The organism is Streptomyces sp. Ru71 (genome assembly GCF_002920535.1).
GTDB lineage: Bacteria > Actinomycetota > Actinomycetes > Streptomycetales > Streptomycetaceae > Streptomyces.
This window is the reverse complement of the sequence record NZ_PQSS01000014.1, coordinates 65946-92591: the sequence shown is the minus strand read 5'-3', so window position 1 is coordinate 92591 and position 26646 is coordinate 65946. Positions and strand designations below refer to the sequence as shown.

Annotated in this window: 26 protein-coding genes; 2 read left to right on the top strand and 24 right to left on the bottom strand. The window is 71.8% G+C overall.

From position 1 onward, the window contains the following. Positions 1–8 precede the first annotated feature (8 nt). From C3489_RS11840 to rpsB, 5 genes are all read right to left on the bottom strand, one after another. Positions 9–1268 (bottom strand): phosphatidate cytidylyltransferase, encoded by a 1260-nt coding sequence (locus C3489_RS11840; protein WP_103781713.1) that lies wholly within the window; start codon positions 1266–1268, stop codon positions 9–11. Beyond that, on the bottom strand, positions 1268–1825 hold the full coding sequence (frr, locus tag C3489_RS11835; RefSeq protein WP_103781749.1) for a ribosome recycling factor: 558 nt from the start codon (positions 1823–1825) through the stop codon (positions 1268–1270). The genes C3489_RS11840 and frr overlap by 1 nt, the downstream gene beginning before the upstream one ends. A gap of 187 nt (positions 1826–2012) precedes the next feature. Then, a complete protein-coding gene (gene pyrH, locus C3489_RS11830; RefSeq protein WP_103781712.1) occupies positions 2013–2771 on the bottom strand; it encodes a UMP kinase in 759 nt (252 codons plus the stop codon). 196 nt (positions 2772–2967) lie between these two features. Next, the gene (gene tsf, locus C3489_RS11825; RefSeq protein WP_103781711.1) at positions 2968–3804 is read right to left on the bottom strand and encodes a translation elongation factor Ts; all 837 of its coding nucleotides are present in this window, start codon (positions 3802–3804) and stop codon (positions 2968–2970) included. A 155-nt stretch (positions 3805–3959) separates the two neighbouring features. Next, a complete protein-coding gene (gene rpsB / locus C3489_RS11820) occupies positions 3960–4835 on the bottom strand; it encodes a 30S ribosomal protein S2 (RefSeq protein ID WP_103781710.1) in 876 nt (291 codons plus the stop codon). A 273-nt stretch (positions 4836–5108) separates the two neighbouring features. Between rpsB and C3489_RS11815 the strand changes: the two genes are divergently transcribed. After that, positions 5109–5735, top strand: coding sequence for a murein hydrolase activator EnvC (locus C3489_RS11815; protein WP_258054661.1), 627 nt, complete (start codon positions 5109–5111; stop codon positions 5733–5735). Positions 5736–5741: 6 nt separating this feature from the next. On the opposite strand, the gene C3489_RS11810 is transcribed toward C3489_RS11815, so the two are convergent. The 16 genes from C3489_RS11810 to C3489_RS11730 all read right to left on the bottom strand — a co-directional run bounded on the left by C3489_RS11810 (position 5742) and on the right by C3489_RS11730 (position 19071). Then, positions 5742–6299, bottom strand: a complete 558-nt coding sequence (locus C3489_RS11810) for a TetR/AcrR family transcriptional regulator (protein ID WP_103781708.1) — start codon at positions 6297–6299, stop codon at positions 5742–5744. 83 nt (positions 6300–6382) lie between these two features. Then, positions 6383–7225 (bottom strand): RNA polymerase sigma factor WhiG, encoded by an 843-nt coding sequence (whiG, locus tag C3489_RS11805; protein WP_103781707.1) that lies wholly within the window; start codon positions 7223–7225, stop codon positions 6383–6385. 246 nt (positions 7226–7471) lie between these two features. Beyond that, on the bottom strand, positions 7472–8632 hold the full coding sequence (dprA, locus tag C3489_RS11800; RefSeq protein WP_103781706.1) for a DNA-processing protein DprA: 1161 nt from the start codon (positions 8630–8632) through the stop codon (positions 7472–7474). Then, positions 8629–10617, bottom strand: coding sequence for a YifB family Mg chelatase-like AAA ATPase (locus C3489_RS11795; RefSeq protein ID WP_258054660.1), 1989 nt, complete (start codon positions 10615–10617; stop codon positions 8629–8631). Before C3489_RS11795 ends, dprA begins: the two co-directional genes overlap by 4 nt. 118 nt (positions 10618–10735) lie before the next feature. Further along, positions 10736–11044, bottom strand: a complete 309-nt coding sequence (locus tag C3489_RS11785; RefSeq protein WP_006139554.1) for a DUF2469 domain-containing protein — start codon at positions 11042–11044, stop codon at positions 10736–10738. A 56-nt stretch (positions 11045–11100) separates the two neighbouring features. Further along, positions 11101–11595: an NUDIX hydrolase gene (locus C3489_RS11780; RefSeq protein ID WP_103781704.1), complete on the bottom strand. Its 495-nt coding sequence runs from the start codon at positions 11593–11595 to the stop codon at positions 11101–11103. Beyond that, positions 11585–12331 carry a signal peptidase I gene (lepB, locus tag C3489_RS11775; RefSeq protein ID WP_103781703.1) on the bottom strand — a complete coding sequence of 249 codons (747 nt, stop codon included), beginning with the start codon at positions 12329–12331 and terminating at the stop codon, positions 11585–11587. The genes C3489_RS11780 and lepB (C3489_RS11775) overlap by 11 nt, the downstream gene beginning before the upstream one ends. A 371-nt stretch (positions 12332–12702) precedes the next feature. Further along, the gene (lepB, locus tag C3489_RS11770) at positions 12703–13653 is read right to left on the bottom strand and encodes a signal peptidase I (protein ID WP_146075311.1); all 951 of its coding nucleotides are present in this window, start codon (positions 13651–13653) and stop codon (positions 12703–12705) included. Beyond that, complete coding sequence (gene lepB, locus C3489_RS11765; protein ID WP_103781702.1) at positions 13535–14725, bottom strand: signal peptidase I; 1191 nt, start codon at positions 14723–14725, stop codon at positions 13535–13537. Before lepB (C3489_RS11765) ends, lepB (C3489_RS11770) begins: the two co-directional genes overlap by 119 nt. Then, complete coding sequence (gene lepB, locus C3489_RS11760) at positions 14718–15422, bottom strand: signal peptidase I (protein WP_103781701.1); 705 nt, start codon at positions 15420–15422, stop codon at positions 14718–14720. Before lepB (C3489_RS11760) ends, lepB (C3489_RS11765) begins: the two co-directional genes overlap by 8 nt. A gap of 45 nt (positions 15423–15467) precedes the next feature. Next, the gene (gene rplS / locus C3489_RS11755) at positions 15468–15818 is read right to left on the bottom strand and encodes a 50S ribosomal protein L19 (protein WP_103781700.1); all 351 of its coding nucleotides are present in this window, start codon (positions 15816–15818) and stop codon (positions 15468–15470) included. Between the two features lie 135 nt (positions 15819–15953). Continuing rightward, positions 15954–16787 (bottom strand): tRNA (guanosine(37)-N1)-methyltransferase TrmD, encoded by an 834-nt coding sequence (gene trmD, locus C3489_RS11750; protein WP_103781699.1) that lies wholly within the window; start codon positions 16785–16787, stop codon positions 15954–15956. Further along, a complete protein-coding gene (rimM, locus tag C3489_RS11745) occupies positions 16784–17341 on the bottom strand; it encodes a ribosome maturation factor RimM (protein WP_103781698.1) in 558 nt (185 codons plus the stop codon). The genes trmD and rimM overlap by 4 nt, the downstream gene beginning before the upstream one ends. An 81-nt stretch (positions 17342–17422) precedes the next feature. After that, complete coding sequence (locus tag C3489_RS11740) at positions 17423–17662, bottom strand: RNA-binding protein (protein WP_003973401.1); 240 nt, start codon at positions 17660–17662, stop codon at positions 17423–17425. A gap of 5 nt (positions 17663–17667) precedes the next feature. Beyond that, a complete protein-coding gene (rpsP, locus tag C3489_RS11735) occupies positions 17668–18087 on the bottom strand; it encodes a 30S ribosomal protein S16 (protein ID WP_030785131.1) in 420 nt (139 codons plus the stop codon). A 387-nt stretch (positions 18088–18474) separates the two neighbouring features. Continuing rightward, positions 18475–19071: a hypothetical protein gene (locus tag C3489_RS11730; RefSeq protein ID WP_103781697.1), complete on the bottom strand. Its 597-nt coding sequence runs from the start codon at positions 19069–19071 to the stop codon at positions 18475–18477. A 567-nt stretch (positions 19072–19638) separates the two neighbouring features. Here C3489_RS11730 and C3489_RS11725 point away from each other — a divergent pair. After that, a complete protein-coding gene (locus tag C3489_RS11725) occupies positions 19639–20484 on the top strand; it encodes a class I SAM-dependent methyltransferase (protein ID WP_103781696.1) in 846 nt (281 codons plus the stop codon). Positions 20485–20491: 7 nt separating this feature from the next. Here the strand turns inward: C3489_RS11725 and ftsH are convergent, their stop codons facing one another. From ftsH to C3489_RS11710, 3 genes are all read right to left on the bottom strand, one after another. Further along, the gene (ftsH, locus tag C3489_RS11720) at positions 20492–22429 is read right to left on the bottom strand and encodes an ATP-dependent zinc metalloprotease FtsH (protein WP_103781695.1); all 1938 of its coding nucleotides are present in this window, start codon (positions 22427–22429) and stop codon (positions 20492–20494) included. Between the two features lie 128 nt (positions 22430–22557). Continuing rightward, entirely contained in the window at positions 22558–24111 is a 1554-nt protein-coding gene (gene ffh, locus C3489_RS11715) for a signal recognition particle protein (protein ID WP_103781694.1), read from the bottom strand. A gap of 82 nt (positions 24112–24193) precedes the next feature. Beyond that, entirely contained in the window at positions 24194–26638 is a 2445-nt protein-coding gene (locus C3489_RS11710) for a [protein-PII] uridylyltransferase (RefSeq protein ID WP_103781693.1), read from the bottom strand. Between the last annotated feature and the right edge of the window lie 8 nt (positions 26639–26646).

Here is a 26646-nt window from a genome sequence, read left to right as displayed (position 1 = left end):
GTGTCAGATCAGCCGGCGCCGACGAACAGCACCAGCAGCAGCCACACCACCGGCGCCGTCGGCAGGAGCGAGTCCAGGCGGTCCATGATGCCGCCGTGCCCGGGGAGCAGGGTGCCCATGTCCTTGATGCCCAGGTCCCGCTTGATCATCGACTCGCCGAGGTCGCCCAGCGTCGCGCTGGCCGCCACCGCGAGGCCCAGCAGCAGGCCCTGCCACCAGGCACCGTCGTCGATCAGGAACTGCGTGCACAGCGCGCCGGCGACCATCGCGAACGCGACCGCGCCGAACAGGCCCTCCCGCGTCTTGCCGGGGCTGATGCGCGGAGCCAGCTTGTGCTTGCCGAAGCGCCAGCCGACGGCGTACGCGCCGGTGTCGCTGACGACCGTGAGCAGGAGGAACGTCAGCACCCGCCAGGGGCCGTCGTCGGCGGTGAGCATCATCGCGACGAACGTCGCCAGGAACGGCACGTAGAACGCCGCGAAGACGCCCGCCGTGACGTCCTTGAGGTAGCCCTCCGGCGGCTCGGTCATCCGCCAGACCAGCACCGCGAGCGCCGTGAGCGCCATGGCGACCCACGCGCCCTCCGCACCGCGCACATACCCGGCGACGACCATCGCGGCCCCGCCGACCGCGAGCGGCACCAGGGGCGCACGGATCTCCTTGCGCTCCTGCAGCCGGCTGGTCAGCTCCCACAGGCCGACGACGACGGCGACGGCGATCACGCCGACGAACACGGCCTTGACGATGAACAGCGAGGCGATGATGACCGCGCCGAGCCCGACCCCGACCCCTATGGCGGCGCTCAGGTCGCGGCCCGCGCTCTTCTTCTGCGGGGCGGGCGCCGGCTGCGGGGCGTCGGGCATGGGCTCCGGATTCTGGTCGCGGGAGGTGTGGGTACGGACCTGGTCCTGGCGGACGTTCTGCGGGCGGACGCCGCCGTCGTGAACGCCGGCGTCCAGGGCGCCGCCGTCGTGAACGCCGGCGCCCTGGACGGCACCGCCGTGGACGGCACCGTCGTGGACGCCGCCGCGGACGTTCTCGTCGCGGAACAAGGGGCCGCTCAGCCGAGCGGCCCCCCGGTCGTCATCCTGGTCTCCGCCGTGTGCGGGTCCGTCGGGCACGATGGGCATGGGGCGAGTCTGCTGCGCTTCCTGCGCATCGTACGCGGGACCCGCCGGGCCGGCGCCAGGCACGGGCCCCTGGTCTGCGGGGCCCCAGTACCCGGCCTGGCCGGCGTGCGGCGGCGCTCCCCAGGAAGAGTCGTTCATCAGACCTCAAGCAGCTCCGCTTCCTTGTGCTTGAGGAGCTCGTCCACCTGGGCGACGTACTTCGCGGTGGTGTCGTCGAGCTCCTTCTCCGCACGGCGGCCCTCGTCCTCGCCGACCTCGCCGTCCTTGATCAGCTTGTCGAGGGCGTCCTTGGCCTTGCGGCGCACGGAGCGGATGGAGATCTTGGCGTCCTCGCCCTTGCCGCGGGCCACCTTGATGTACTCGCGGCGGCGCTCCTCGGTGAGCTCGGGGAACACCACACGGATGATGTTGCCGTCGTTGCTCGGGTTGACGCCCAGGTCGGAGTCGCGGATCGCCTGCTCGATGTTGCGCAGCGCGCTCTTGTCGAACGGGGTCACGACGGCCATGCGCGGCTCCGGCACGGAGAACGAGGCCAGCTGGTTGATCGGCGTCGGCGCACCGTAGTAGTCGGCCACGATCTTGTTGAACATCGCCGGGTGCGCACGGCCGGTGCGGATCGCGGCGAAGTCCTCCTTGGCGACCACGACGGCCTTCTCCATCTTCTCCTCGGCTTCGAGGAGGGTCTCTTCGATCACCACTTGCTCCTGCGTGTCTGAGTAGGCCCGGCTGCGGTTCCTTGGCTGCGGTCGGCGGCCGGCTGCGTCGCGTCTTCTTCCTGCACGGTTCCCGACCGGTAGGACATTGTCCATCCCCCGGTCAGGGTCCGAGGCGATACCCGGTCAGGGTCCGGGTGAATCCCGGTCAGGGTCCGGGTGAATCCGGTCAGGCCCGGCTGCCCTGGTCACCCACAAGCGTGCCGATCTTCTCACCCTTGACGGCGCGGGCGATATTGCCCTCCTTCAGGAGCTCGAAGACCACGATCGGGAGCTTGTTGTCGCGGCAGAGCGTGATGGCCGTGGCGTCGGCGACCTTCAGGTCGCGCGTGATGACCTCGCCGTAGCCGAGCGAGTCGAACTTCACGGCGTCGGGGTTGGCCTTCGGGTCGGAGTCGTAGACCCCGTCCACGCCGTTCTTGCCCATGAGCAGCGCCTCGGCGTCGATCTCCAGGGCACGCTGGGCGGCGGTGGTGTCGGTGGAGAAGTACGGCATGCCCATACCGGCGCCGAAGATGACCACTCGGCCCTTCTCCAGGTGGCGCACGGCGCGCAGCGGGATGTACGGCTCCGCTACCTGGCCCATGGTGATGGCGGTCTGGACGCGGGAGACGATGCCCTCCTTCTCCAGGAAGTCCTGAAGGGCGAGGCAGTTCATCACGGTGCCGAGCATGCCCATGTAGTCGGAGCGGGCACGGTCCATGCCGCGCTGCTGGAGCTCGGCCCCGCGGAAGAAGTTGCCACCGCCGATGACGACCGCGATCTGCGCGCCGTCACGGACGACGGCGGCGATCTCACGGGCGATCGCGTGCACCACGTCGGGGTCGACGCCGAGGCCGCCGCCGCCGGAGAAGGCCTCTCCGGACAGCTTCAGCAGAAACCGGCCGCGTACTTTGCCGTCGTCGCTCTTCTCGGACTTGGTGGTCATCGGGATCCCGCCTCTTTCAACGTGGTGCACATGCGAAGAAGGCCACTGCCAATGGGGCGTTCACATCCCATGCGGCAATGGCCTCCTCGTCAGATCTGCTGCCGTCCGCCACGCGCGCGTGGGCCACGCCGTGCGCGGACGACAGGGACGACTGATGTCGACCCTATCGGGGTCGAGCGTCGATCGCCGTACGGACTCAGATGCCGACCTTGATACGCGCGAAGCGCTTCAGGGTGACACCGGCCTCCTGCAGGACCTTCTCGACGCTCTTCTTGTTGTCCAGCGCGTAGGGCTGGCCGAGGAGCGTGGCGTCCTTGAAGAAGCCGTTGAGGCGACCCTCGACGATCTTGGCGATCGCGGCCTCGGGCTTGCCCTCGGCGCGGGTGGTCTCCTCGGCGATGCGGCGCTCGGACTCGACGACGTCGGCCGGGACCTCGTCCTTGGAGAGGTACTTCGGGGCGAACGCGGCGATGTGCTGCGCGATGCCCTTGGCGACCTCGGCGTTCGGCTTGTCCAGCTCGACGAGGACACCGATCTGCGGGGGCAGGTCGGGCATCGTGCGGTGCATGTAGGCGAGCACGAAGCCGTCGGCGAACTGCGCGAAGCGGTCCAGGACGATCTTCTCGCCGAGGTTGGCGTTGGCCTCGTCCACGAACGCCTGGACGGTCTTGCCGGGCTCGATCTCGGAGGCGAGCAGGGCCTCGATGTCGGCCGGGGAGGTCTTGGCGACGTGCTCGGCGATCGTGTTGGCGACGGCCTGGAACTTGTCACCCTTGGCGACGAAGTCCGTCTCGCACTTCAGCTCGACCAGGACACCGGAGGAGTTGTCGTCGGCGATGATCGAGACCACGGCGCCGTTCTCGGCGGAGCGGCCCTCGCGCTTGGCGACGCCCTTCTGGCCCTTGATGCGGAGCGCCTCGACGGCCTTCTCGACGTTGCCCTCGGCCTCGTCCAGCGCCTTCTTGCAGTCCATCATGCCGGCGCCCGTGAGCTCGCGGAGCTTCTTGACGTCGGCGGCGGTGTAGTTCGCCATGAGTCTGTGAATCTTTCTCGAAGTCTGGAGGATCGAAGATCTGCGGGGTGCGGACTCCATGTGGTCGGAGGCCGCTGTCCTGCCGCTGACCTACGGGTGAACGGCGGGGGCGGACTCCATGTCACTGCCCCCGCCGTCAACGCTGACGCTGACGGTCAGGCCTGCTCGCCCTCGGCGGCCTTCTCGCCCTCGGCCGGCGCGGCCTCGGCGGGGGCCTCGGCGGCGGGGGCCTCGGCGGCCGGAGCAGCCTCGTCGGCCTTCTTCTCACCCTCAAGCAGGTCGCGCTCCCACTCGGCGAGCGGCTCGCCCTCGGCCTTCTCGCCCTTGCCCTCGCCACCGCCGGAGCGGGCGATGAGGCCCTCGGCCACGGCGTCGGCGATCACGCGGGTGAGCAGGGTGACGGAGCGGATCGCGTCGTCGTTGCCCGGGATCTTGTAGTCGACCTCGTCGGGGTCGCAGTTGGTGTCGAGGATCGCGACGACCGGAATGTTCAGCTTCCGGGCCTCACCAACGGCGATGTGCTCCTTCTTGGTGTCCACGATCCAGACGGCGCTGGGCACCTTCTGCATCTCGCGGATACCGCCGAGGGTCTTCTCCAGCTTGGCCTTCTCGCGGGAGAGGACCAGGAGCTCCTTCTTGGTCAGACCGGAGGACGCGACGTCCTCGAAGTCGATCTGCTCCAGCTCCTTCAGGCGCTGCAGGCGCTTGTAGACGGTCGAGAAGTTGGTGAGCATGCCGCCCAGCCAGCGCTGGTTGACGTAGGGCATGCCGACGCGGGTGGCCTGCTCGGCGATGGCCTCCTGCGCCTGCTTCTTCGTGCCGACGAACATGACCGTGCCGCCGTGGGCGACGGTCTCCTTGACGAACTCGTAGGCGCGGTCGATGTACGACAGCGACTGGAGCAGGTCGATGATGTAGATGCCGTTGCGCTCGGTGAAGATGAAGCGCTTCATCTTCGGGTTCCAGCGACGGGTCTGGTGACCGAAGTGGACGCCGCTCTCCAGCAGCTCCCGCATCGTGACGACGGCCATGGCCGTATCTCCTTGAGTTTCTCGGTTGTGCCGCGTCCGCCGGACGGCGGTCGCGCCTGACGCCCTGGGTGCGCCGTGCCACGAAGGACCGAGGGGCGCTGATACGGACCGTTGCCGGTGGCCGTACCGGGGCGTGCGAAGTCGACCCGGTGACCCGGATCGCCAGAAGAAGTGTACGGGACCGGGGAGGCAGCGGGTGACGCCGCTGTCCACAACCGGGGAGTTGTCCACAGCCTCCGGACGGATCGGCGGTAGTGCGGGACCGTCTCACCCATGGGGACACAACTGGGGACACAGCTGGGGACACAGCGATACGCACGGGTGATGTGGGCGGTGCTGGTGGGGCTGGTGGTGGCCGCCCTGGCACCGCTGGCGTGGGCGCAGGGGGCTCAGTGGGCTCGTGGCCCGTCGCCGGGGCCGCGGGGACCGCAGACGCGGGTGCCGGCCGTGGCGACGACCTGGCCGGTCGGCGTACGGCCCCGCATCCTGCGGGGCTGGTCGCCGCCGGCGTCGCCCTACGGCCCGGGACACCGCGGAGTCGACCTGGCGGCCGGGCCGGGCGCTCCCGTGCGGACCGTGGCGGCCGGCCGGGTGTCGTTCGCGGGACGGGTGGCCGACAAGGGCGTGGTGTCGGTGGAACTGGCGGGGACCGGGACGCCACCGCTGCGCACGACGTACGAGCCCGTCCGCCCGTCGGTGAAGAGGGGCGACGAGGTGCCGGCGGGGGCGGTGATCGCCACGGTGGAGCCGACGGGGTCCCACTGCACGCTCACCTGCGTCCACTGGGGCCTGCGCGGAGCCGGTACCTATCTGAACCCGCTGCTGCTGCTCCCGCCCCGCCTGCGCAATGGAGGCTCGTCTCGGCTGCTGCCGGTGCTGGGGGTGCCGCTGCCCTCGTAGCGGAGGTCAGCCCCGCACGCCCCGGAGCACCATCGCCACGGCCGCCTCCGCGATCACCGCGGGTTCCTCCGCCGCACCGAGCTCAAGCCGCCGCACCGCCGCGTCCACGACCCCCTGCACCAGCATCGCCGCCAGCCGGGCCTCCCCGTGTCCCAGGGCCTCCAGCGCCTCGACGATCATCGCGACCAGCCCGCCGTGCGCCGCCCGGATCTTCTCCCGCGCCCCGGCGTCCAGCTCACTGGCGGAGATGGCGACGACGGCCCGGTGGCGCCGGTCTCCCACCAGCTCCAGCTGCTTGCGCAGATACGCCTCGATCTTGCCCTCGGGCGTGGCCGCCTGCTCCATGGCGGCCGCCACCTCCGCCGCCCAGACGGGGAAGTCGACCGCGCACAGCTCCTCGACCACCGCCGCCCGCGAGCGGAAGTACTCGTACACGGACGACCGCGCGAGCCCCGTCCGCTCGGCCAGGGCCGGGAACGTCAGCGCTTCGGTGCCGCCCTCGGACAGCAGGGAACGCGCCGCGTCCAGCAGGGCGGCGCGCTGCATCGACCGGTGCTCGGCCACGGAGGCCGCTCGAATCCTTGGCACGTCAACCACTCTACGGACGCGCCACCCCGGAGGGGAGTCACTCACCGGTCACCGCCCCGTCAGCGTCCGAAGCTCGCGAGCTTGGCGCGCAGCTGGAGCACCGACTTGGTGTGGATCTGGCTGACCCTGCTCTCCGTCACCCCGAGCACGTTGCCGATCTCCGCCAGCGTCAGGCCCTCGTAGTAGTACAGCGTGACGACGGTCTTCTCCCGCTCGGGCAGCGTGTTGATCGCCCGCGCGAGGAACCGGCGCAGCTCCCGGTCCTCCGCGACCTCCACCGGGTTGTCGGCGGCGGTGTCCTCCAGCGTGTCCATCAGGCTCAGCCGGTCCCCGCTCTCACCGCCGACGTGCAGCAGCTCCTCCAGGGCGACGACGTTGGCCAGCGACAACTGGCTGAACACCGCGTGCAGTTCGTCCACCGGGATGTCCAGCTCGGCGGCGACCTCCTGCTCGCTCGGGGTGCGCCGCAGCCGGGCCTCCAGGGTGGCGTAGGCGCGCTCGACGTTGCGCGCCTTCTGCCGCACCGAGCGCGGGATCCAGTCCAGCGCCCGCAGCTCGTCGATCATGGCCCCGCGGATCCGGGTGATCGCGTACGTCTCGAACTTGATCTCCCGGTCGATGTCGAACTTCTCGATCGCGTCGATCAGCCCGAACACCCCGGAGGAGACGAAGTCGGCCTGCTCCACATTGGGCGGCAGGCCCACGCTCACCCGGCCCGCCACGTACTTCACCAGGGGCGAGTAGTGCAGGATCAGCTGCTCCCGCAGCCGTTCGTCTCCCGTCGCCTTGTACGACCGCCACAGCTCGTCGAGCGTCGAGGGAGCGGGCGGCCGCACGCTGCCACCGTCACGGGCGGCTGAGGGGATCGCCGCCCGGTCGGACCCGGAAGTGTGCTGGGGCATTCGTCGCCTTGTGCCGTTCTGCAGTGCCGTACGGGTGAAGGTAGGGATGTCGTCGCCGATCCTCGTGAGCGTAGCGTGACTGAGGGATCGCGGTGCGCGAAGAAAGCGTCCCGGAGGATCCGCAGATACGTTCCGCTGGACGCCCCGGCGGAGTGCGGCGCTCGCCGCGCCCACTCTCCGCCAGGCGCCAACTCGCCGCTGTTTCCCCGGGCTTCACGCTTCCCCCGGACGGCCGAACGCACCCCGTCAGCCGGTCCCGCGACCCCCTCTGGCGGACAGCACGGCCTGGCGTGTCAACTTCCAGTCGTCGCCGTGTCGTTCGACGTAACCAAGTGCCCTGAGTTCGTACAGTCTCGCGATGGCGTCGTCCCGGGTGGTCTGCGCGCCGCACGCGATCTCGGACGGGGAGGCGGTGCGCCCGCCGGGCAGCGCGGCCAGAACCCGGCGGGTGCCCGCGGCCAGCAGGTCGCGCGGGAGGACGGGGCCGCGCCGCTCCGGTGCCAGCTCCCCGATGTCACCCACCAGTTCGACGACCTCCGCGGCGTCGGTGACCAGGGTGGCGCCGCCGCGCAGCAGCTCGTGCACGCCGGCGGACAGGCCGCTGGTGGCGGGGCCGGGTACTCCTATCGTGTGACGGCCCAGGCGCTGCGCGGCCCGTGCGGTGACGAGGGAGCCGCTGCGGTGGGCGGCCTCCACGACCACGCTGCCCCGGGTCAGCGCGGCGATGACCCGGTTGCGCAGGATGAACCGGCTCGGCGTCGGATGGTCGCCCGGCGGCAGCTCACCGACCACCAGCCCCTGCTCGGCGATCCGGTTGATCAGCTCGATGTGACCGCGCGGGTAGGGCCGGTCCACCCCGCAGGCCAGGACGGCGACGGTGGCACCGCCCGCGCCGAGGGCCCCGCGGTGGGCGGCGCCGTCGATGCCGTAGGCGCCGCCGGAGACGACGACCCAGCCACGTTCGGCGAGCCCGGCGGCGAGGGTGGCCGCCATGTGGGCGCCGTACTCCGTGCAGGCGCGTGCGCCGACCACGGCGACCGAGCGCAGCGCCCACATGCGCAGGCTGGGCCGGCCCCGCACCCACAGCCCGAGCGGGCGGGCGTCGCCGAGGTCGTCCAGCTGTCCGGGCCACTCGGTGCAGCCGGGCGCCACGAACCGCACGCCGGCGGCCTGCGCGGTGGCCAGGTCGGCCTCGGGCTCGGCCCGCCCGGCACGGGCCAGCAGCCCGGCCCAGCGCTGCGCGCTCACCCCGGGCAGCGCCGGCCCGCCGGCCCGCAGCCGCCGTACGACCTCCGCCACCCCGTACTCCCGCACCCACCGCCCGCCGGCCTCGTCCCCGGGCTCGACGACCCGGGTGAGGAGGACCCGGCCGAGCAGTTCCCCGGCCGGTCCGGCTCCGCCGGTCACGTCAGCGCTCCGATGGCCATCGGGACGCCGCGTGGGACGCCCGTGCGCAGTTGCAGCGCCAGGGCCACGTCGGTGACCTCGGGCCGGTCGTGGCCCACGAGGTCGGCGACGGTCCAGGCGACCCGCAGGACGCGGTCCAGTCCGCGGGCCGTGAGCACCCCGCGCTCCATGTTGCGTTCGGCCTCGTCCATGGCGCCGGGCGCGGCGTGCCAGCGGGTGCGCAGCTCACGGCCCGGGACTTCGCTGTTGGTGCGCCAGGGCGTGCCCGCCAGCCGGCCGGCCGCCCGCTCCCGGGCCGCCCGTACCCGCGCGGCGACCGTCGCCGTCGACTCCCCTCCGGGGCCGCGCTGCGCCAGTTCGGCCCGGCCCACCGGGTCCACCTCCACCCGCAGGTCGACGCGGTCGAGCAGTGGGCCGGAGATCCTCGCCTGGTAGCGGCGGATCGCCGAGGGCGGGCACTCGCACAGGCTGTCGCGGAGCGAGAAGCGCCCGCAGGGGCAGGGGTTCGCCGCGAGCACCATCTGGAACCTCGCCGGGAAGCGCACCACGCCGGCACTGCGCGCGATCACGACGTGCCCCGACTCCAGCGGCTGCCGCAGCGCGTCCAGCGCCTGACCGCTGAACTCGGGGGTCTCGTCGAGGAACAGGACGCCCCGATGGGCCAGCGAGACCGCGCCGGGCCGGGCGATGTTCGGGCCGCCGCCGACGAGGGACTGCATGGTCGCCGAGTGGTGCGGGGCGCAGTAGGGCGGGACGTCGATCAGCGGCTTGCCCGGCGGCAGCAGGCCGGCCACCGAGTGCACGGCCGTGACCTCCAGCGACTCCTCCCGGGTCAGCCGCGGCAGCACGGCGGGCAGCCGCTCCGCGAGCATGGTCTTGCCCGCACCGGGCGGCCCCTCCAGGAACAGGTGGTGCCCGCCGGCCGCGGCCACCTCCACCGCCGTGCGCGCGGAGATCTGGCCGACGACGTCGGCGAGGTCGTGCCCGGCGTCCTGGTGTGCGGCGCCCATGCTGTGCATGCCGGTGGCCGCGCCCGTGCCGGGCACCCGCAGCCCGGCCAGCAGCGGATCGGGGCGGCCCAGCTCGTCGGGCTCCTCGTCCGGGACGGGCTCATCGGTCAGTACGGCGATCAGCTGCCGCAGGCTGCGGACGCCGAGCACCGACACCCCCGGCACCAGGGAGGCCTCGGCGGCGGCGCACTCGGGCACGACCACCTGCTCGTACCCCGCGTCGGCGGCGGCGAGGACGGCGGGCAGGATGCCGCGCACCGGCCGCACCCGCCCGTCCAGCCCCAGCTCGCCGATCATCACGATGTCGGCCAGCACCCGGGGGTCGATCCGCTCGGCGGCGCCCAGCACCGCGCAGGCCACGGCCAGGTCGAATCCGCTGCCCGCCTTCGGCACCGAGGCGGGCGAGAGCCCCACGGTCAGCTTCTTCTGCGGCCACTCGGCCCCGGAGTTCACCACGGCCGCCCGCACCCGGTCACGGCTCTCCGTCAGGCTCTTGTCCGGCAGGCCCACCAGGGTGAACGCGGCGACGCCGGGTTCGAGGTCGGCCTGGACCTCCACGACGACGCCCTCGACACCGACCAGGGCCACGGAACACGTACGTGCGAAGCCCATGTCAGGCCACCCCCCGGACATGCTGGACGACCGGCGCTCCCCGGCGCGGCAGGACCACGCCGACGACGTCGATGCGGACGCCTCCCGGTGGGCCCCGCCGTGCGCCTGGATCCATCGCTCGGCCAGGGCCCGCAGCCGATCGGCCTTGTCCGGGGTGACGGCGGCCATCGGATGCTCGAAGGCGCCGTCCCTGCGGGTCTTGACCTCGCAGACGACCAGGACGTCGCGCTCCCGCGCCACGATGTCGATCTCTCCGGACCGTCCTGCGCGCCAGTTGCGCTCCAGGATCACCAGTCCGGAATCGGCCAGCCGTCGTGCGGCCAGACTCTCTCCGTACCTGCCCAGGGCACTGCGTGCGTTCATGTCGGCACCACCTCCGGCGCCAACGATCACGCACTCCCGGCCAAGAAGTGGATCTTGGTGGACAGCTGACCGATTGTGGAAAACTCAGCCACCCACACGGGTGACCGAACAGCGGCCGTCAGCTGCCCGGCAGCTCCAGGTCGCTCTTGTTCAGCTCCTCGATGTTCACGTCCTTGAACGTGAGAACGCGGACCTGCTTGACGAAGCGAGCCGGCCGGTACATGTCCCAGACCCAGGCATCCGCCATCGTCACCTCGAAGAACACCTCACCCTGGACCGAGTGCACCTGCATCTCGTAGTCATTGGTCAGGTAGAAGCGCCGCTCGGTCTCGATCACGTATTTGAACAGACCGACGACATCGCGGTACTCCCGGTAGAGCTTCAGCTCCATCTCGGTCTCGTACTTTTCGAGGTCCTCGGCGCTCATGGCATGTTCCCCTTCAGCCGTGCGATCCCCCCATTGTGCGCCAGTCCCGCGCGCCCCTAGACGATTTCCGTCTCCAGGGTCACAGGCCGGCTCGGGGGACCTTCGTCGAGCAGCCTGCGCAACAGCTCGGCGAGTCTGGTCGGATACACCGTCTCACGTGTCCGCGTCAGTTCGGCACAGGACCACCACCTCGCTCCCGCGACACTGCGCCGTTCCAGCTCCGTGAGCGCCGCCGCCCGGATCACCGTCGTCGTCGTACGGGCCAGGTAGTACCACTCGTCCTGGTCCCAGCGGCGACCCGCGAACGGGAACGAGCACGTCCGCCGCCACAGCACCGGGCCGAGGTCCACCTCGGTGACACCCGTCTCCTCGGCGAGTTCCCGCAGCGCGGCCTGTTCACGGGTCTCGTCGCCCTCCACACCGCCGCCGGGCGTGAACCACCAGTCGTCCTTGGGATCGTCCGGCTCATGTCCGTGCAGCAGCAGGACGCGGTCCTCGGGATCGAGCAGCACCACCCGCGCGACCTTGCGCAGACCGGCCTCAGCGGGCACCGGCGGGCTCCGTCCGCGCGGCGCCCCGGTCCCGGCCCGCCGCCCGCTTGGCGATGGGCCCGTACGCCCCGCCCAGGAAGACGAGGACCGCGCCGGCGACGACCAACCCGACGATGGTGCGCAGCGGACCGGGCTGGGACAGCGCGCCGAGGGCCTCGAAGCCGGTGGGCCGCTTCAGCATGCCGTCCATGGGCCATACGACGGCGTCGACCCGCGCGGTCACGGCGCTCTCGTCGACCGTGCCGCGGGCCGCGTCGGTCAGGTGGGCGGTGGAGTCCAGGGAGCCCTGGCGCTCGTCACCGAGCAGGAACAGGCGCCCCTTCGGAACGGTGACCTCGGGAAAGTTCGTGATCTCCGCGGGGCTGCCCTTGGCCAGGTACGGCTCGTCGATCTCCTTGCCGTTGACGGTCAGCTTGCCGTCCGTGCAGCAGGAGACGGTGTCCCCGCCGACCGCGACGACACGCTTGACCACGGGGGCGTTGGTGACCCAGGTCTTGTCGGTGAACACCACCACGTCGCCCCGGCGCACCTCGCTGCCGTCGACGCGCTGGGCCAGGACGCGGTCGCCGATGTCGATCGTCGGGGTCATCGAAGGGGTCGGCACGGTGTACGGCCGGTAGACGACGGCGCCCCAGGCGAAGCCGCCGAGAAACAGCACCAGCCCCAGTGCGACGGCGAGCCCGGAGAGCCGTTGGCCCACCTTGTTGCCGCCGCCCGTACGTATGCGCTCACCCATGGCCCCGCACCCTACCCGGGGGTACGGCCCCTTTCCCACCCTTGGGCTCCGCCCGAGCGGAAGATCCAACCCGCACCGGCACCGAGCGGTGCCCTGGCGGCACGGCTGCCCGCAGCTATGCGGGGAAAGCCGCCGACGGCGAGAAGGGGACGGGGTGGGGGGTGTCCGCCCGCAGCGGCCGGCACCGCCGACCCTCACCGCGTCGGAGACAGCGGGCCGGACCGAGGACGGATACCCCCCACCCCGGCCCCGACCCACAACGAACCGCAGGCGCTACGCACGCCACGACGCGACAGCGACGGGCCGCCTCAGGCATTTCAGGGGCGCGGGGAACTGCGCGAGCGACCACCCACGCACCCGCAGACGAACGACTACCGCCGACGCCGGCGCCACACCACCACCGGCACCACACCCAGCACCGCAACCGCGCCCGGCGCAGCCGCAGCAGAGGGCGACGCCGCCAGCCCCGGCTGGTCGAACGTGTCCGGAACCGGCAGCGTCCCCCAGCGATTGATCGGCCACGCCTTCACGATCGCGCGTCCGACGACGTCCTTCACCGGCACCATGCCGTGGTGCTTGTCGCTCTGGTTGTACCGCGAGTCCTTCGAGTCCTGCCGGTGGTCACCCATGACCCAGATGTAGCCCTTGGGCACCGTCACCTTGAACTGCCCGCCACCGTCGTCATCGCTGCACGGCGTGTTCCCGGCGTACACGTAGTCCCGCTCGTCGAGCGCCTTGCCGTTCACCAGCAGCGGCCCGGTGCCCTTGCACTCGACCGTGTCACCGCCGACCCCGATGACCCGCTTGATCAGGTCCTTCTCCTCCGCCGACGGCATCAGCCCGATCCAGCTGAGCACCTTCTGCACGGCGTTGGGGTTGGTGGTCGCCTCGCCCGCCAGCCAGTTGTCCGGGTCGTGGAAGACGACGACCTCGCCCCGCTCCGGCTCGGACCCGAACCACGGCGTGAGCTTGTCGACGAGGACCCGGTCACCCTCCTGCAGCGTGTTCTGCATGGACGCCGAGGGGATGGAGAACGCCTGCACCAGGAACGTCTTGATCAGCAGCGCCAGCACCAGCGCGATCCCGATGAGGATCGGCAGCTCCTTCCAGAAGGAGCGCGGCTTCTTCGGCCCGGCAGCCGCCGAACCCTGCTCCGCCGTCCGCCCAGCCTCGCCCGGCACCGGCACCGCGCCGCCCTCCACGTCAGAGTCGTTCCCCGAGGTCACGGCGCCGTCCGCGGCCAAGGCGGCGGACTCCACGGGGCGTCCGCGGTGTTCCTCGCCGTCGTGACCGGACCGAGCGCCAACCGCCACATCCCCCACGCCAACTCCTTACTCCGTGTCGCTGCCTGCCCCGTGCACGACGCAGGCCCACCACTCCCATAACGAGCGGGAGTTCCGCAGGGGTCGGGAGCTGGATCATTTCGTTCCGATCCGCAGGAGCGGTCCCCTGCGGATCACCGGGTGCAACCCTATGCGACACCGGCCCGGCCATGGCCGACCCGTACACCGCCGCGCCGTACGCCGAGTCCTCGGCATCCCGCACCGGCCCCGCCGCCGACGGCACCGGCTCGAACGCCGACGGCTCCTTCAGGGTGCTCCAGTGGCCGAAGGGCCAGGCGATGACCATGGCCCGCCCGACCACCTCGTCCTCCGAGACCGTACCGCCGTACTCGGTGTCCTGATGCGAGCGGGAATCCGCCGAGTTGGACCGGTGGTCACCCATCACCCACAGCCGGCCCGGCGGAACGGTGACGTCGAACGGCGTGTCGGAGGGGGTGTCCCCGGGGTTCAGATAGTCCTCGTTCAGGGGAACGCCGTTGACGGTGATCCGCCCTTGCGCGTCACAGCACTTGACGTGGTCCCCGCCGACTCCGACGACCCGCTTGATCAGGTCCTTCTCGTTGTCCGACGGCAGCAGCCCGATGAAGGTCAGCCCCTCTTTGACCTGCTTGACGACGACCGGGTCGTCCTTCTTGGCCGTCGGCTGCTCGTCCCGCAGCCAGCCGCCGGGGTCCTTGAACACCACGACGTCCCCGCGCTGGGGCTTCGCCCCGAACCACGGGGTGAACTTGTCGACCAGGACGCGGTCGCCGATGCGGATCGTCTGCTCCATGGAGCCCGAGGGGATCACGAACGCCTGGACGAGGAAGGTCTTGAGCACCAGCGCTATCAGCACCGCGACCCCCACCAGCAGCGGGACCTCCTTCACCGCGCTGCGCCGCCGCTTGCGCTTGACCTTGCGCTGCAGCTTGCGCCGCTCCGCGCGGGTGCGGCCGCCACCGGTGGTCGCCGAGGCCCGCCCGGCAGCCGCCGGGGCACGCCGCGTACCAGTGGGCAGGGGTTCGTCCACCCCGCCTCCGGACGCACCGCGCGGCCTGCCGCGGCTACCCATGCCCACTCTCCGTGCCTCCCGGCGCCGGCACCCGCGCGTACGCCCCCGGCCGCTCCAGATGCGTCGCGTGCCCGAACGGCCAGACGATCCAGTCGGCCCGTCCGACGACATCCCCGACCGGGACCATGCCGCCCCCCGGCGAGCCGAGGTGGTCGCGTGAGTCGCTGGAGTCGCTGCGGTGGTCGCCGAGCACGAACAGGCGGCCGGCGGGCACCACGACGTCGAAGGGCACCGTGGAGGGGCTGTCCCCGGGGTACAGGAACGCCGACTCGTCGACCGACCGGCCGTTCACCCGGATCCTCCCCTCCGTGTCGCAGCAGACCACGTGGTCTCCCCCCACACCGACAACGCGCTTGATGTAGTCGCCGTCCCCGAAGGACCCGCTGCCGTCGAACACGACGACGTCGCCGCGCCGCGGCTCGGCTCCGAAACGGTACGCCAACTCATTTACGAGAACCCTGTCCCCGATCCTCAACCCCGACTCCATGGAACCGGAGGGAATCTGGAACGGCCGCACCACGAAGACGTTGAGGAGCAGCAGGAAGACCAGGCAGACCAGCAGGGTCAGGGTGAGGCGGCCGCCGGGAAGCCACTCGGCGATCCGCGCCGCCAACGCGAAACGCGACCGTCCCTCCGCACCCGGCGTCGCGGGTGGGGAGGAGCGGTCGCGCTCCGTGGGCTGTGCTTCGGTGTCCATCGGGGCCGAATGCTATCCGGCCCCGCTGTGACCCCGGGAAAGCGCTCAGCTCTCGCGCTTCTCCTTGATCTTCGCCGCCTTGCCGCGCAGGTCGCGCAGGTAGTACAGCTTGGCGCGACGCACGTCACCGCGGGTGACGAGCTCGATCTTCTCCACGATCGGGGTGTGCACCGGGAAGGTGCGCTCGACGCCGACGGAGAAGGAGACCTTGCGGACCGTGAAGGTCTCGCGCACGCCGGAACCCTGGCGACGGATCACAACGCCCTTGAACTGCTGCACACGAGAGCGGTTGCCCTCGATGACGCGGACGTGGACGTTGACGGTGTCACCCGGGCGGAAGGCCGGGACGTCGCTGCGCAGCGACGCGGCGTCGACGGAGTCGAGCAGGTGAGACATTTCGTCTGCTTTCCTCGCTGATGCCACAGGTCATCAACGGAAACTAGTTCTTCCAGTGGAACGCTGTCCGGGTCGGAGCGGGCGTCGTCTCCCCCTGTGGCAGGGGCGCACGCCGGACGGACGGACAGCAGCGGTCTATTCTTCCACGCCCTCGGCCCGGCGCCAAAATCGGCCGTACGGCTCGCCCGCCGGGTCGGGCTCCCAGCCCAGGATGGAGAGCATCTCGCGGTCCTTCTTGTCGAAGGCCTTGGGGTCGCACCGCTCGATGAGGTCGGGCCGGTTCAGGGTCGTCCGCTTCAGGGCCTCGTCGCGGCGCCAGCGGGCGATCTTCCCGTGGTGGCCGCTGAGCAGCACCTCCGGGATCTCCCGGCCGCGCCAGGCGGGCGGCTTGGTGTAGACGGGGCCTTCCAGCAGGTTGGCCATGGCGCCGGGCGCGAAGGAGTCGTCGCGGTGGGACTCGGCGTTGCCGAGGACGCCGGGCAGCAGCCGGGCGACGGCCTCGGTGACGACCAGGACGGCCGCCTCGCCGCCGGCCAGGACGTAGTCGCCGATGGACACCTCGTGGACCGGCATGCGGGTGGCGTACTCGTCGATGACGCGGCGGTCGATGCCCTCGTAGCGGGCCGGGGTGAAGATCAGCCAGGGCCGTTCGGAGAGGTGGACGGCGAGTTCCTGGGTGAAGGGCCGGCCGCTGGGCGTGGGCACGATGAGGGTGGGCTCGCCCGCGCCGCTCTCGTAGCCGTCGGCGAGGACGGAGTCGAGCGCGTCGCCCCAGGGGTCGGTCTTCATCACCATGCCGGGGCCGCCGCCGTACGGGGTGTCGTCGACGGTGTTGTGCCGGTCGTACGTCCACTGCCGCAGGTCGTGGACGTGGACGTTCAGCTGGCCACGCGCGCGTGCCTTGCCGACGAGGGAGACGTTCAGCGGGTCGAGGTACTCGGGGAAGATCGTGACGACGTCGAGCCTCATGCGCTCTCGTCCCCCGGCTCCTCGCGGGAGGAGGCGATCACCGCGCGGTCGTCGATCAGCCCGGGCGGCGGCGCGATGACCGCCTTCTGCTCGGCCAGGTCGATCTCGGTGACGATCTCCTCGACGAACGGGATCATCACCTCGCTGCCGTCGGGCCGCTCGACGATGAACAGGTCCTGGGAGGGCAGGTGGGAGATCTCGGTGATCCGGCCGACCTCGGTGCCGTCCTCGGTGACCACGTCCAGGTCGATCAGCTGGTGGTCGTAGTACTCGTCCTCCTCCTCGGGCAGCTCGTCCGGGTCGACCTCGGCGATCAGGAGGGTGTTGCGCAGCGCCTCGGCGGCGTTGCGGTCGTTCACACCCTCGAACCGCAGGAGGAGGCGGCCGCTGTGCACGCGGCCGGTTGCGATGGTGAGCGGCCCCGTGGCGGCGGGGTCGGTGGTCAGGACGGCGCCCGGCGCGAGCCTGAGCTCCGGTTCGTCGGTGCGTACCTCGACGGTGACCTCGCCCTTGATGCCGTGGGCGCGGCCGATCCGTGCGACTACCAGCTGCACTGTGCGTGATCTCCTGTCATACGACTGCGGGCCGGGGACGGCCCTGTGGCCCTCCCCGGCCCGAGCCGGTGCTGCGAAGCGTCAGCGGACGTGGTCGACGTCGACGAGGTCGACGCGGACACCGCGGCCGCCGATGGCGCCCACGACGGTGCGCAGAGCGCGTGCGGTACGGCCGTTGCGGCCGATGACCTTGCCGAGATCGTCCGGGTGGACCCGGACCTCCAGCACACGTCCGCGGCGCAGGTTGCGCGAGGCCACCTGCACATCGTCAGGGTTGTCGACGATGCCCTTCACGAGGTGCTCAAGCGCCTCTTCGAGCATGCTGCTCAGGCCTCGGTCGACTCGGACTCGGCAGCCGCCTCGTCCTTCTTCTCAGCCTTCTTCTTCTGGGTGATGGCCTCACCCTTGCCCTCGTCGTCACCGCCGAGAGCCTCGAACGACGGACGGGCCGGCTTCGGCTCGGCGACGAGCAGCGGCGCGGGAGCCGGCTCGCCCTTGAACTTCTGCCAGTCGCCGGTCTTCTTCAGGATGGCGAGAACCGGCTCGGTCGGCTGCGCGCCGACACCCAGCCAGTACGCCACACGCTCGGCGTCCACCTCGATGACCGACGGGTTGTAGGTCGGGTGGTACTTGCCGATCTCCTCGATCGCACGGCCGTCACGACGGGTACGGGAGTCGGCGACGACGATGCGGTAGTGAGGCGAACGGATCTTGCCCAGACGCTTCAGCTTGATCTTGACTGCCACGGGAGTGGGTTCTCCTGGTTTTGACGTGGTTGGGCACGGCGAAGTTGCCGCGTGGGGTTGCGGTACCCGAGTGCCCGATGGACGCGTCAGCCGGAGGAGAGAGGGGTCCTGTGCGGCTGTCGAGTACAGCTAGCCATTGTGCCACACCCCGGGGGCCTTCCTGGCCGAGGGTGAGCTGAGCATGGGCATGCCTGAAGAGCACCCGGCGGCCACGGTGTCCGCCGTCGGGTGCGCGGCCCGGCGCTGCGGGGTGCCGGACGGCGCCCACCCGTGCCGCCCTGCGGCACGACTGCCCGCGGCCGGGCAGCACGGGTGGCCCGCACCCCACAGTCGGCGCCCGCCTCCTCGCACCGGCAGCCACGAGATGCCGGTGTGCGCGGCCGGGGGCTACGCCGCGCCCACGACCTCGGGGATCCGGAACGGCTTGCCGCAGCCGCCGCAGACGATCGGCGCCTGGGCCAGGACGGACGGAACGACCCGGACGTTGCGGCCGCAGTCGCACACCGCCTTGACGCGGACGCCGCCGCCCGAGGAGCCGTGCCGCGCGGCGGGGCCGCGGAAGGCGCGCGTGGCGTCGGAGGAGGTCGCCGCCGAGTGGGCCTTCAGGGCCCGCTGGAGGCGCTCGATGGTCGGCCGGTAGCGCCGCTTCGCCTCGGGGCTGAGCGTGACCAGGGAGAAGCCGCTGCTCGGGTGCGGCTCCTCGGGGTGGTCCAGACCCAGCTCCTCGGCGATCGCGAGGAATCTGCGGTTGTGGTAGCGGCCGGCCCGGGACGTGTCGCGCACGCCGCGCGCCGCGGCGATGCCGTGCACTGCCTCGTGCAGCAGCCGCTCGAAGGAGAGCTCGTGCCCGCACGCGGACGACGACTCTCCGATCAGGGACTCCGGCGCGGCCAGGTCCGGCAGCTCGGGGTGGTGCCGCTGAATGTCGGCCCACGCCTGCGCCAGCTCGGCGGCGAGAACAGGTGGTGTCTGTGTCGTGCTCACGTAATGACAACGAGCCGGGGTGCCGCTGTGTTCCGATTCCGGGGCATCCCAAATAATTTGCACGTACCCGTCAGTTGCCGCTGATGCGTCCTGACGAGGACGGGTGCGCTGATCTGCGGATATGCCGCACAGCTCGTACCAAGCCGGTGCGTAGCCCGACGTAGGCGTACGTACGTACCTGCGCGTAGATCGTGTCGACGCGCCGCGCCCCACGGGACCGGCGGCTGCGCAAGGGGCCTTTCGGTCACCCGTGCGGTGAGGCCGTGCCACCTTGGTCAGCGCCTGCGACGACCGCGACGTTACCGGGTGTCCGGCCGGCCTCCGGCACCGCCCCTGCGCCGGGTGCCGGGCGCCGTGCGCGCCGTGTTGCGCGCAGGTGAAATCCCGCCACCCGGGCGGCCAACTCTCAAACCGGGGCCGCTTTCCACTGGACGCACCGCCGAGCCCGGAGTTTCCTGGCATACGGGGGTCAGTGCGAGCGCACTGCAACGGGGGCCACGCATGACCGGGCAACTCCCTGCGATACGGGCACAGCGACTTTCTCTCGGCGGATTGGGGCGCGTACCTATGACACCTACGCTCGTGCGGCAGCACCTCCCTCACGCGGGTTCGGCCCCTCGCGTGGACCTCGGTGCACGCGCGCGTGACTGGTCGGAGATCCAGGAGCGGATGCTCGTGCCGCTCTACGAAGCCGTCTACGAGCGACTGGAAGTGGGGCCCGGCACCCGTGTGCTGGGCCTGGGCTGCGGCTCCGGCCTGGCCCTGCTGATGGCGGCGGTGCGCGGCGCGGAGGTCACCGGCGTCGAGTGCCGCTCCCCCGAACGGCTGGCCCTGGCCCGCGAGCGGCTGCGTCCGGAGGCGTCCGACGCACCCGCGCGGGGCGGAGCCAGGCTGGTGCGCGAGACCCCGCAGCGGGCGGCCGCCCCGTACGACCTGGTGACGGCGTTCGAGCCCATCGGGTGCACGGCCGGCGACTCCGACGGGCTCGCCGAGCTGCTCGCCGGGGCCGTACCGCTCGCCGAGCGCGGCACCCCCGTGGTGCTGGCCGGCTGGGGGCCGCCCGAGCGGTGCGCCACCTCGTCGGTGCTGCGGGTGGCCGGGAAGCTGGCCGATCCGCTGCGCAGCCCGGGCAGCTGGCGCCCCGCCCTGCGCGACGACCTGGAGGAGGTCGCCCACCGCGCGGGACTGCGCCCGGACGGCTCGGGACGGGTGGCCTGCCCGTTCGGGTACGCCGACGTGGACAGCGCGGTGCGCGGCATGCTGTCGACCGGGCTGTTCGACGCGGCGATCGCGGCCGCCGACCAGGAGCAGGTCGACAAGGAGCTGACCGAGGCGCTGCACGCGCACCGGCGGCAGGACGGCACGGTATGGATGCCGAACGTCTTCCGCTACCTGATAGCCCGCGTGCGGTAAGAGGCTTTCAGGACTCGTCCTTGGCCAGGCGCGGGACGCCCGCGATGCGGTAGGCGTCGGCCTCCTGAAGCGTCTCGCGGTCCAGCAGCGCCTCGGCCAGGGCGTCCAGCTGCCCGCGGTGCTCGCGCAGCTTGCGGCGGGCCTCCTCGTAGCACTCGTCGACGACCCGGCGCATCTCCTCGTCGATCGCGTCGAGGGTCTGCGGGGCGGCGGCCAGGCCGTAGGCCTGCTGGGCGTCGTCGGGCAGCGCCGAGAGCCGGCCGACGCGTTCGCTCATGCCCCAGCGGGAGACCATGCCGCGGGCGATGCGGGTGACCTGTTCCAGGTCGCTCTCGGAGCCGGTGGTGATGACGCCGTAGACGACCTGTTCGGCCGCCATGCCGCCGAGGGCGCCGATGATCCGGCCGCGCAGGTACTCCTCGGTGTACGCGTACTTGTCCGCGTCCGGTGTGGACAGGGTGACGCCGAGGGCGCGGCCGCGCGGCACGATGGTGATCTTGCGGACCGGGTCGGCGCCCGGCTGCAGCATGCCGAGCAGCGCGTGCCCGCTCTCGTGGTAGGCGGTGCGCCGCCGTTCCTCGTACGGCATGACGAGCGCGCGCTCCGCGCCGAGCTGCACCTTCTCCAGGGCGTCGGACATGTCCGACTGGGTGACGTGCCGCTGGCCGCGTTTGACGGCGAGGAGCGCGGCCTCGTTGGCGAGGTTGGCGAGTTCCGCGCCGGTCATGCCCGGGGTGGTCTTGGCGACCTGGGCGAGGTCGACGTCGCCGGCGAGGGGGATCTCGCGGGTGTGGATGCGCAGGATGGCCTCGCGGCCGCCCCGGTCGGGGGGCGAGACCTGCACGATCCGGTCGAAGCGGCCGGGCCGGGTGAGCGCCGGGTCGAGGACGTCGGCCCGGTTGGTGGCGGCGATGACGATGACTCCCTCGGAGCCGGAGAACCCATCCATTTCGGTCAGGATCTGGTTGAGGGTCTGCTCCCGCTCGTCGTGGCCGCCGACGCTCGCGCCGCCGCCTCGGGCCCGGCCGATGGTGTCGATCTCGTCGATGAAGATGATCGACGGGGCGACCTTGCGCGCCTCCGCGAACAGCTCCCGCACCCGGGAGGCGCCGACACCGACGATCATCTCGATGAACTCGGAGGCGGACGCCGAGAAGAACGGCACCCCGGCCTCCCCGGCCACGGCCCGCGCGAGCAGTGTCTTGCCGGTGCCCGGCGGTCCCGCCAGCAGCACACCGCGGGGCATCTTGGCACCCATACGGCGGTAGTCGTCGGGATTCTTCAGGAAGTCGACGACGTCGTTCAGCTCGCCCGCGACCTCGTCGATGCCGGCCACGTCGGCGAAGGTGGTGCGCTGCTGACCGGGCTCCAGTTCGACCGGCTTGGGCGGCGCCTTGCGGCCCAGCATGCCGCCGGCACCGCCGAGCCCCGCGCGCATCCGCCGGGCGATGAACACCCACACCGCGATCAGCAGCACCATCGGCGCCAGCGAGATGAGCAGGTTGGCGAGAAAGCTGCGGTGCTGGACGACCGGTTCCGCGGTGACCGTGACGTTGTGCTTGGTCAGCGAGTCCCAGATCCGGTCGTCCGCGAAGGTCGGCCGCTCCGTCTTGAACTTGGTGTAGGTGCCGGAGTCCTTGGGGTTGTCCTGGGCCTTCTTCAGCTCGCCCTGGATCGCGTTGCCCTTGGCGTAGATCTTGCTGACGTTGCCGGCGTCGACCTGCTTGCTGAACTCGGTGTAGGAGATCGTCGGCTCGGTCGCCTCGTCCTGGAAGGACAGGATGAGGTTGGCGATCAGGTACACGACCAGCGCGGCGACGATCAGCCGCCACCAGCCGCCCCGCATCCGCCGCCCGCCGGACGACGGTTTCGGCGGCTCCTCGGGGGTGCCCTCGGTACGCCAGGGCTGGTCGGGAGACTTCCGCGGCGGCGCAGGGTTGGTCATATCGGGACGGTACGCCAGGAAAGCCGCACAGGCATGCGGGTGTACGACGCCGGGGCGCAGCCCCCTGTACGACGCCGGGGGCGCCCTTCCTGGCGAAGGGCGCCCCCGGGGACGTACGACTCGGGCGGTCAGCCCATGAACTTCTTGAACTCGTCCGGAAGCTCGAAGTCCTGGCCGGCCTGCTGGCCCGGCAGGCCGAAGGCGCCGCCGTTCTCGGCGGCGGCCGCGCGGCGGGCGGCCTCCTCCTGCTCCTGCTGCTTGCGCTTCATCGGGTTGCCGGAGCGCTGCTTGCCCTTGGCCTTCTTCTGCTGCTTCTTCTGCCGGCCGGGGCCGCCGCCCATGCCCGGGATCCCCGGCATGCCGGGCATACCGCCGCCCTGCGCCATGCGGGACATCATCTTGCGGGCGTCGAAGAACCGCTCGACGAGGTTCTTCACGGCGCTGACCTCGACACCGGAACCCTTGGCGATACGGGCGCGGCGGGAGCCGTTGATGATCGTCGGGTCCTGGCGCTCGGCCGGGGTCATCGACTTGATGATCGCGGCGGTGCGGTCGACGTCGCGCTCGTCGATGTTGTTGATCTGGTCCTTGATCTGGCCCATGCCGGGCAGCATGCCGAGCAGCTTGGAGATGGAGCCCATCTTCCTGACCTGCTCCATCTGGGCCAGGAAGTCGTCCAGGGTGAAGTCCTGGCCCTTCTTCGACGCCAGCTTGGAGGCCATCTTGGCGGCCTCTTCCTGGCTGAACGTCTTCTCCGCCTGCTCGATCAGGGTGAGCAGGTCACCCATGTCGAGGATGCGGGAGGCCATCCGGTCGGGGTGGAAGGCGTCGAAGTCGTCGAGCTTCTCGCCGTTCGACGCGAACATGATCGGCTTGCCGGTGATCTGGCGGATCGACAGGGCGGCACCACCGCGGGCGTCACCGTCGAGCTTGGAGAGCACCACGCCGTCGAAGCCGACGCCGTCGCGGAAGGCCTCGGCGGTGTTGACGGCGTCCTGACCGATCATCGCGTCGACGACGAACAGGATCTCGTCCGGCTGGACCGCGTCCCGGATGTCCGCGGCCTGCTGCATCATCTCCTGGTCGATGCCCAGGCGGCCGGCGGTGTCCACGATCACGATGTCGTGGACCTTGGACTTGGCGAAGTCGATGGAGTCCTTGGCGACCTTGACCGGGTCGCCGACGCCGTTGCCGGGCTCCGGCGCGTACACGGCGACGCCCGCGCGCTCGGCGACGACGCTCAGCTGGTTGACGGCGTTGGGGCGCTGGAGGTCACAGGCGACCAGCAGCGGGGAGTGACCCTGCTCCTTGAGCCAGCGGCCGAGCTTGCCCGCGAGGGTGGTCTTACCGGCACCCTGGAGACCGGCCAGCATGATCACGGTGGGCGGCTGCTTGGCGAAGCGCAGGCGCCGGGTCTCGCCGCCGAGGATCGTGACGAGCTCGTCGTTGACGATCTTCAGAACCTGCTGGGCCGGGTTCAGCGCCCGGGAGACCTCGGCGCCGAGGGCGCGCTCCTTGACGTTCTTGATGAACGTCCGGACGACGGGCAGGGCCACGTCGGCTTCGAGGAGCGCGATGCGGATCTCGCGCGCGGTGGCGTCGATGTCCGCTTCGGAGAGCCGTCCCTTGCCGCGCAGGTTCTTGAAAGTCGCTGACAGGCGATCGGAGAGAGTGTCGAACACGGCGCTCGCGGTCCTCGGGGTCGGTGGCTGCTGACGAATCGCCCTCCAGGGTATCCCGGCGACACAAGTCACCGGGGCGGGCTCACCCTCGCAAGGTCTCCTCCAGCTTCCTCGCCACCGCCGACGCCTCCTCCTCGGGCAGCGGCGCACCCTCCGGTCCTGTGACATAGAAGGCATCCACCGCGTTGGCGCCCAGCGTCGACACATGGGCGCTGCGCACGCTCACGCTCGCGTCCTCCAGCGCCCGCCCGATGCGGAACAGCAGGCCCGGGGCGTCCTGGGCGCGGACCTCGATCACCGTGGCGAGGCGGGAGGCGGCCGGGTGGACGCTGACCCGGGGCGGGGGCGGCAGGACGCCGCGCCGGCGCGGGTAGGCCGCGTCGCGTTCCGCGAGCCGGGAGGCGATGTCCAGGGAGCCGTCCAGGGCCCGTACGAGGTCGGCGCGCAGCCGGGCGGCCTGCGGCAGCGAGCCGTACTCGGCCGCGACCCGCCAGTCCAGCAGCAGCACCGAGCCGTCGACCCCGTCGGGCAGCTCCAGCGCGCGCAGCTCGGCGGTGCGGACGGTGAGCCGGTGCATGGCGAGGACGCCGGCCACCGCGGGCAGCACGCCGGGCTGGTCGGGTACGGCGATGAGCAGCTCCACGCCGAGCGGCTCGGGGTCGGTGGCGGGCTCCTCGGCGGGCGGCTCGGTCTGCGCGCGCAGCGCCAGCACGGGTCCGCCGGTGGCGACCGCCTCCAGGGCGAGCCGCTCCTGCTCGGCGGTGGGCGCGGCGGTCTCGGGCTCGTCCGGCGCGTCCCCGGCGAGCACGGCCAGGACCCGCCGCACCAGGTCGGCGACGAGCGAGCCGCGCCAGGACGACCAGGCGGCCGGGCCGGTGGCCAGGGCGTCCGCCTCGGTCAGGGCGTGCAGCAGCTCCAGCGTGGACGGGGTGCCGACGGCCTCGGCGACCAGCCGGACGGTGGCGGGGTCGTCCAGGTCGCGCCGGGTGGCGGTCTCGACCAGCAGCAGGTGATGGCGGACGAGGGTGGCGAGGACGGCGACGTCGGCACGGTCGAAGCCGATGCGGGCGGCGACGTCGCGGGCGATGATCTCGCCGGCCACCGAATGGTCGCCGGGCCAGCCCTTGCCGATGTCGTGCAGCAGCGCGGCGACCAGCAGCAGGTCGGGGCGGCTGACCCGGCGGGTGAACTCCGAGGCGCGCACGGCCGTCTCGATCAGGTGCCGGTCGACGGTCCACACGTGGACGGCGTTGCGCTGGGGGCGGCAGCGCACCCGCTCCCAGTCGGGCAGCAGCCGGGTGATCAGCCCCTCGGCCTCCAGTGCCTCCCAGACCTCGACCGTGGGGCGGCCGGAGCCGAGCAGGGTGACGAGCTGTTCGCGGGCCTCGGCGGGCCAGGGCGCCGGCAGGGGGCGCACGGTGGCGGCCATCCGGCGGACCGCGTGCAGGGAGAGCGGGAGGCCGGCCTGTGCGGCGGCGGCCGCGGCGCGCAGCGGGAGCACGGGGTCGCGTTCGGGGCGTGCGGCGCGGGCGAGGACGACCTCGCCGTCCTGTTCGACGACGCCCTCGGCGAGCGGGGAGCGCTCGGCGACCGGCTTACCGCCGCCCAGCATGGCGCGCAGCCGGGGACGCACCGCGCGGGAGCGCAGCACGCGGCCCACCTCACGCCAGGTGACGTCGCTGGCGTAGGCGATGACCCGGGAGGCCTCGTAGACCTGGCGCAGCAGGGTGTCGGCGTCGAGCAGTCCGAGTTCGGCGGCGACCTGGTCCTGTTCCTGCAGGGAGAGCCGGTCGGTGGCCCGGCCGGTGGTCAGGTGCAGGGCGTCGCGGACGTCGAGGAGGCGGCGCCGGGCGTCGGCGAGGCCCTCGCGGGGGGCGTCGGCGAGCCAGGAGGCGGCGACGGCGCGCAGGGCGGTGGCGTCGCGCAGGCCGCCCCGTGCCTCCTTGAGGTCCGGCTCCAGCAGGTACTGCAGCTCGCCCTGGCGTTCGGCGCGCTCGGCGCACAGCTCCTGCAGTTCGGGCAGGCGCTTGGGGGCCTGGTTGCGCCAGTCGGCGAGGATCGCGGTGCGCAGGCCGGCGGTGAGGCCGAGGTCGCCGGCGAGATGGCGGGCGTCCAGCAGGCCGAGCTGGACCTTGAGGTCCTCGCCGGCCGTTTTGCGGGCCTCGGCCGGGGTGCGCACGGAGTGGTCGAGGGCCAGGCCCAGGTCCCACACGGGGTACCAGAGGCGGTCGGCGAGGGCGGCGACCTCCTTGGGGGCGCCGCCGTCGTGCAGCAGGAGCAGGTCGAGGTCGCTGCGCGGGGACAGCTCGCCGCGCCCGTAGCCGCCGACGGCGACCAGCGACACCCCGGTGAGATCGCCGGCGGCCGCCGTGAACAGCTCCGCCAGCCAGTCGTCGGTGAGCTGGGACAGGGCCGTACGGCGCGGCGGCCCGGACTGCTCCCCCTCGGTGAGGAGGTGCAGCCGGGCCGCCGCGTAGCCGCTGGGGCCGGAGTCCTCTGCTTTGCCGTGCACGTCCGTACTCGTCACCCAGCGAC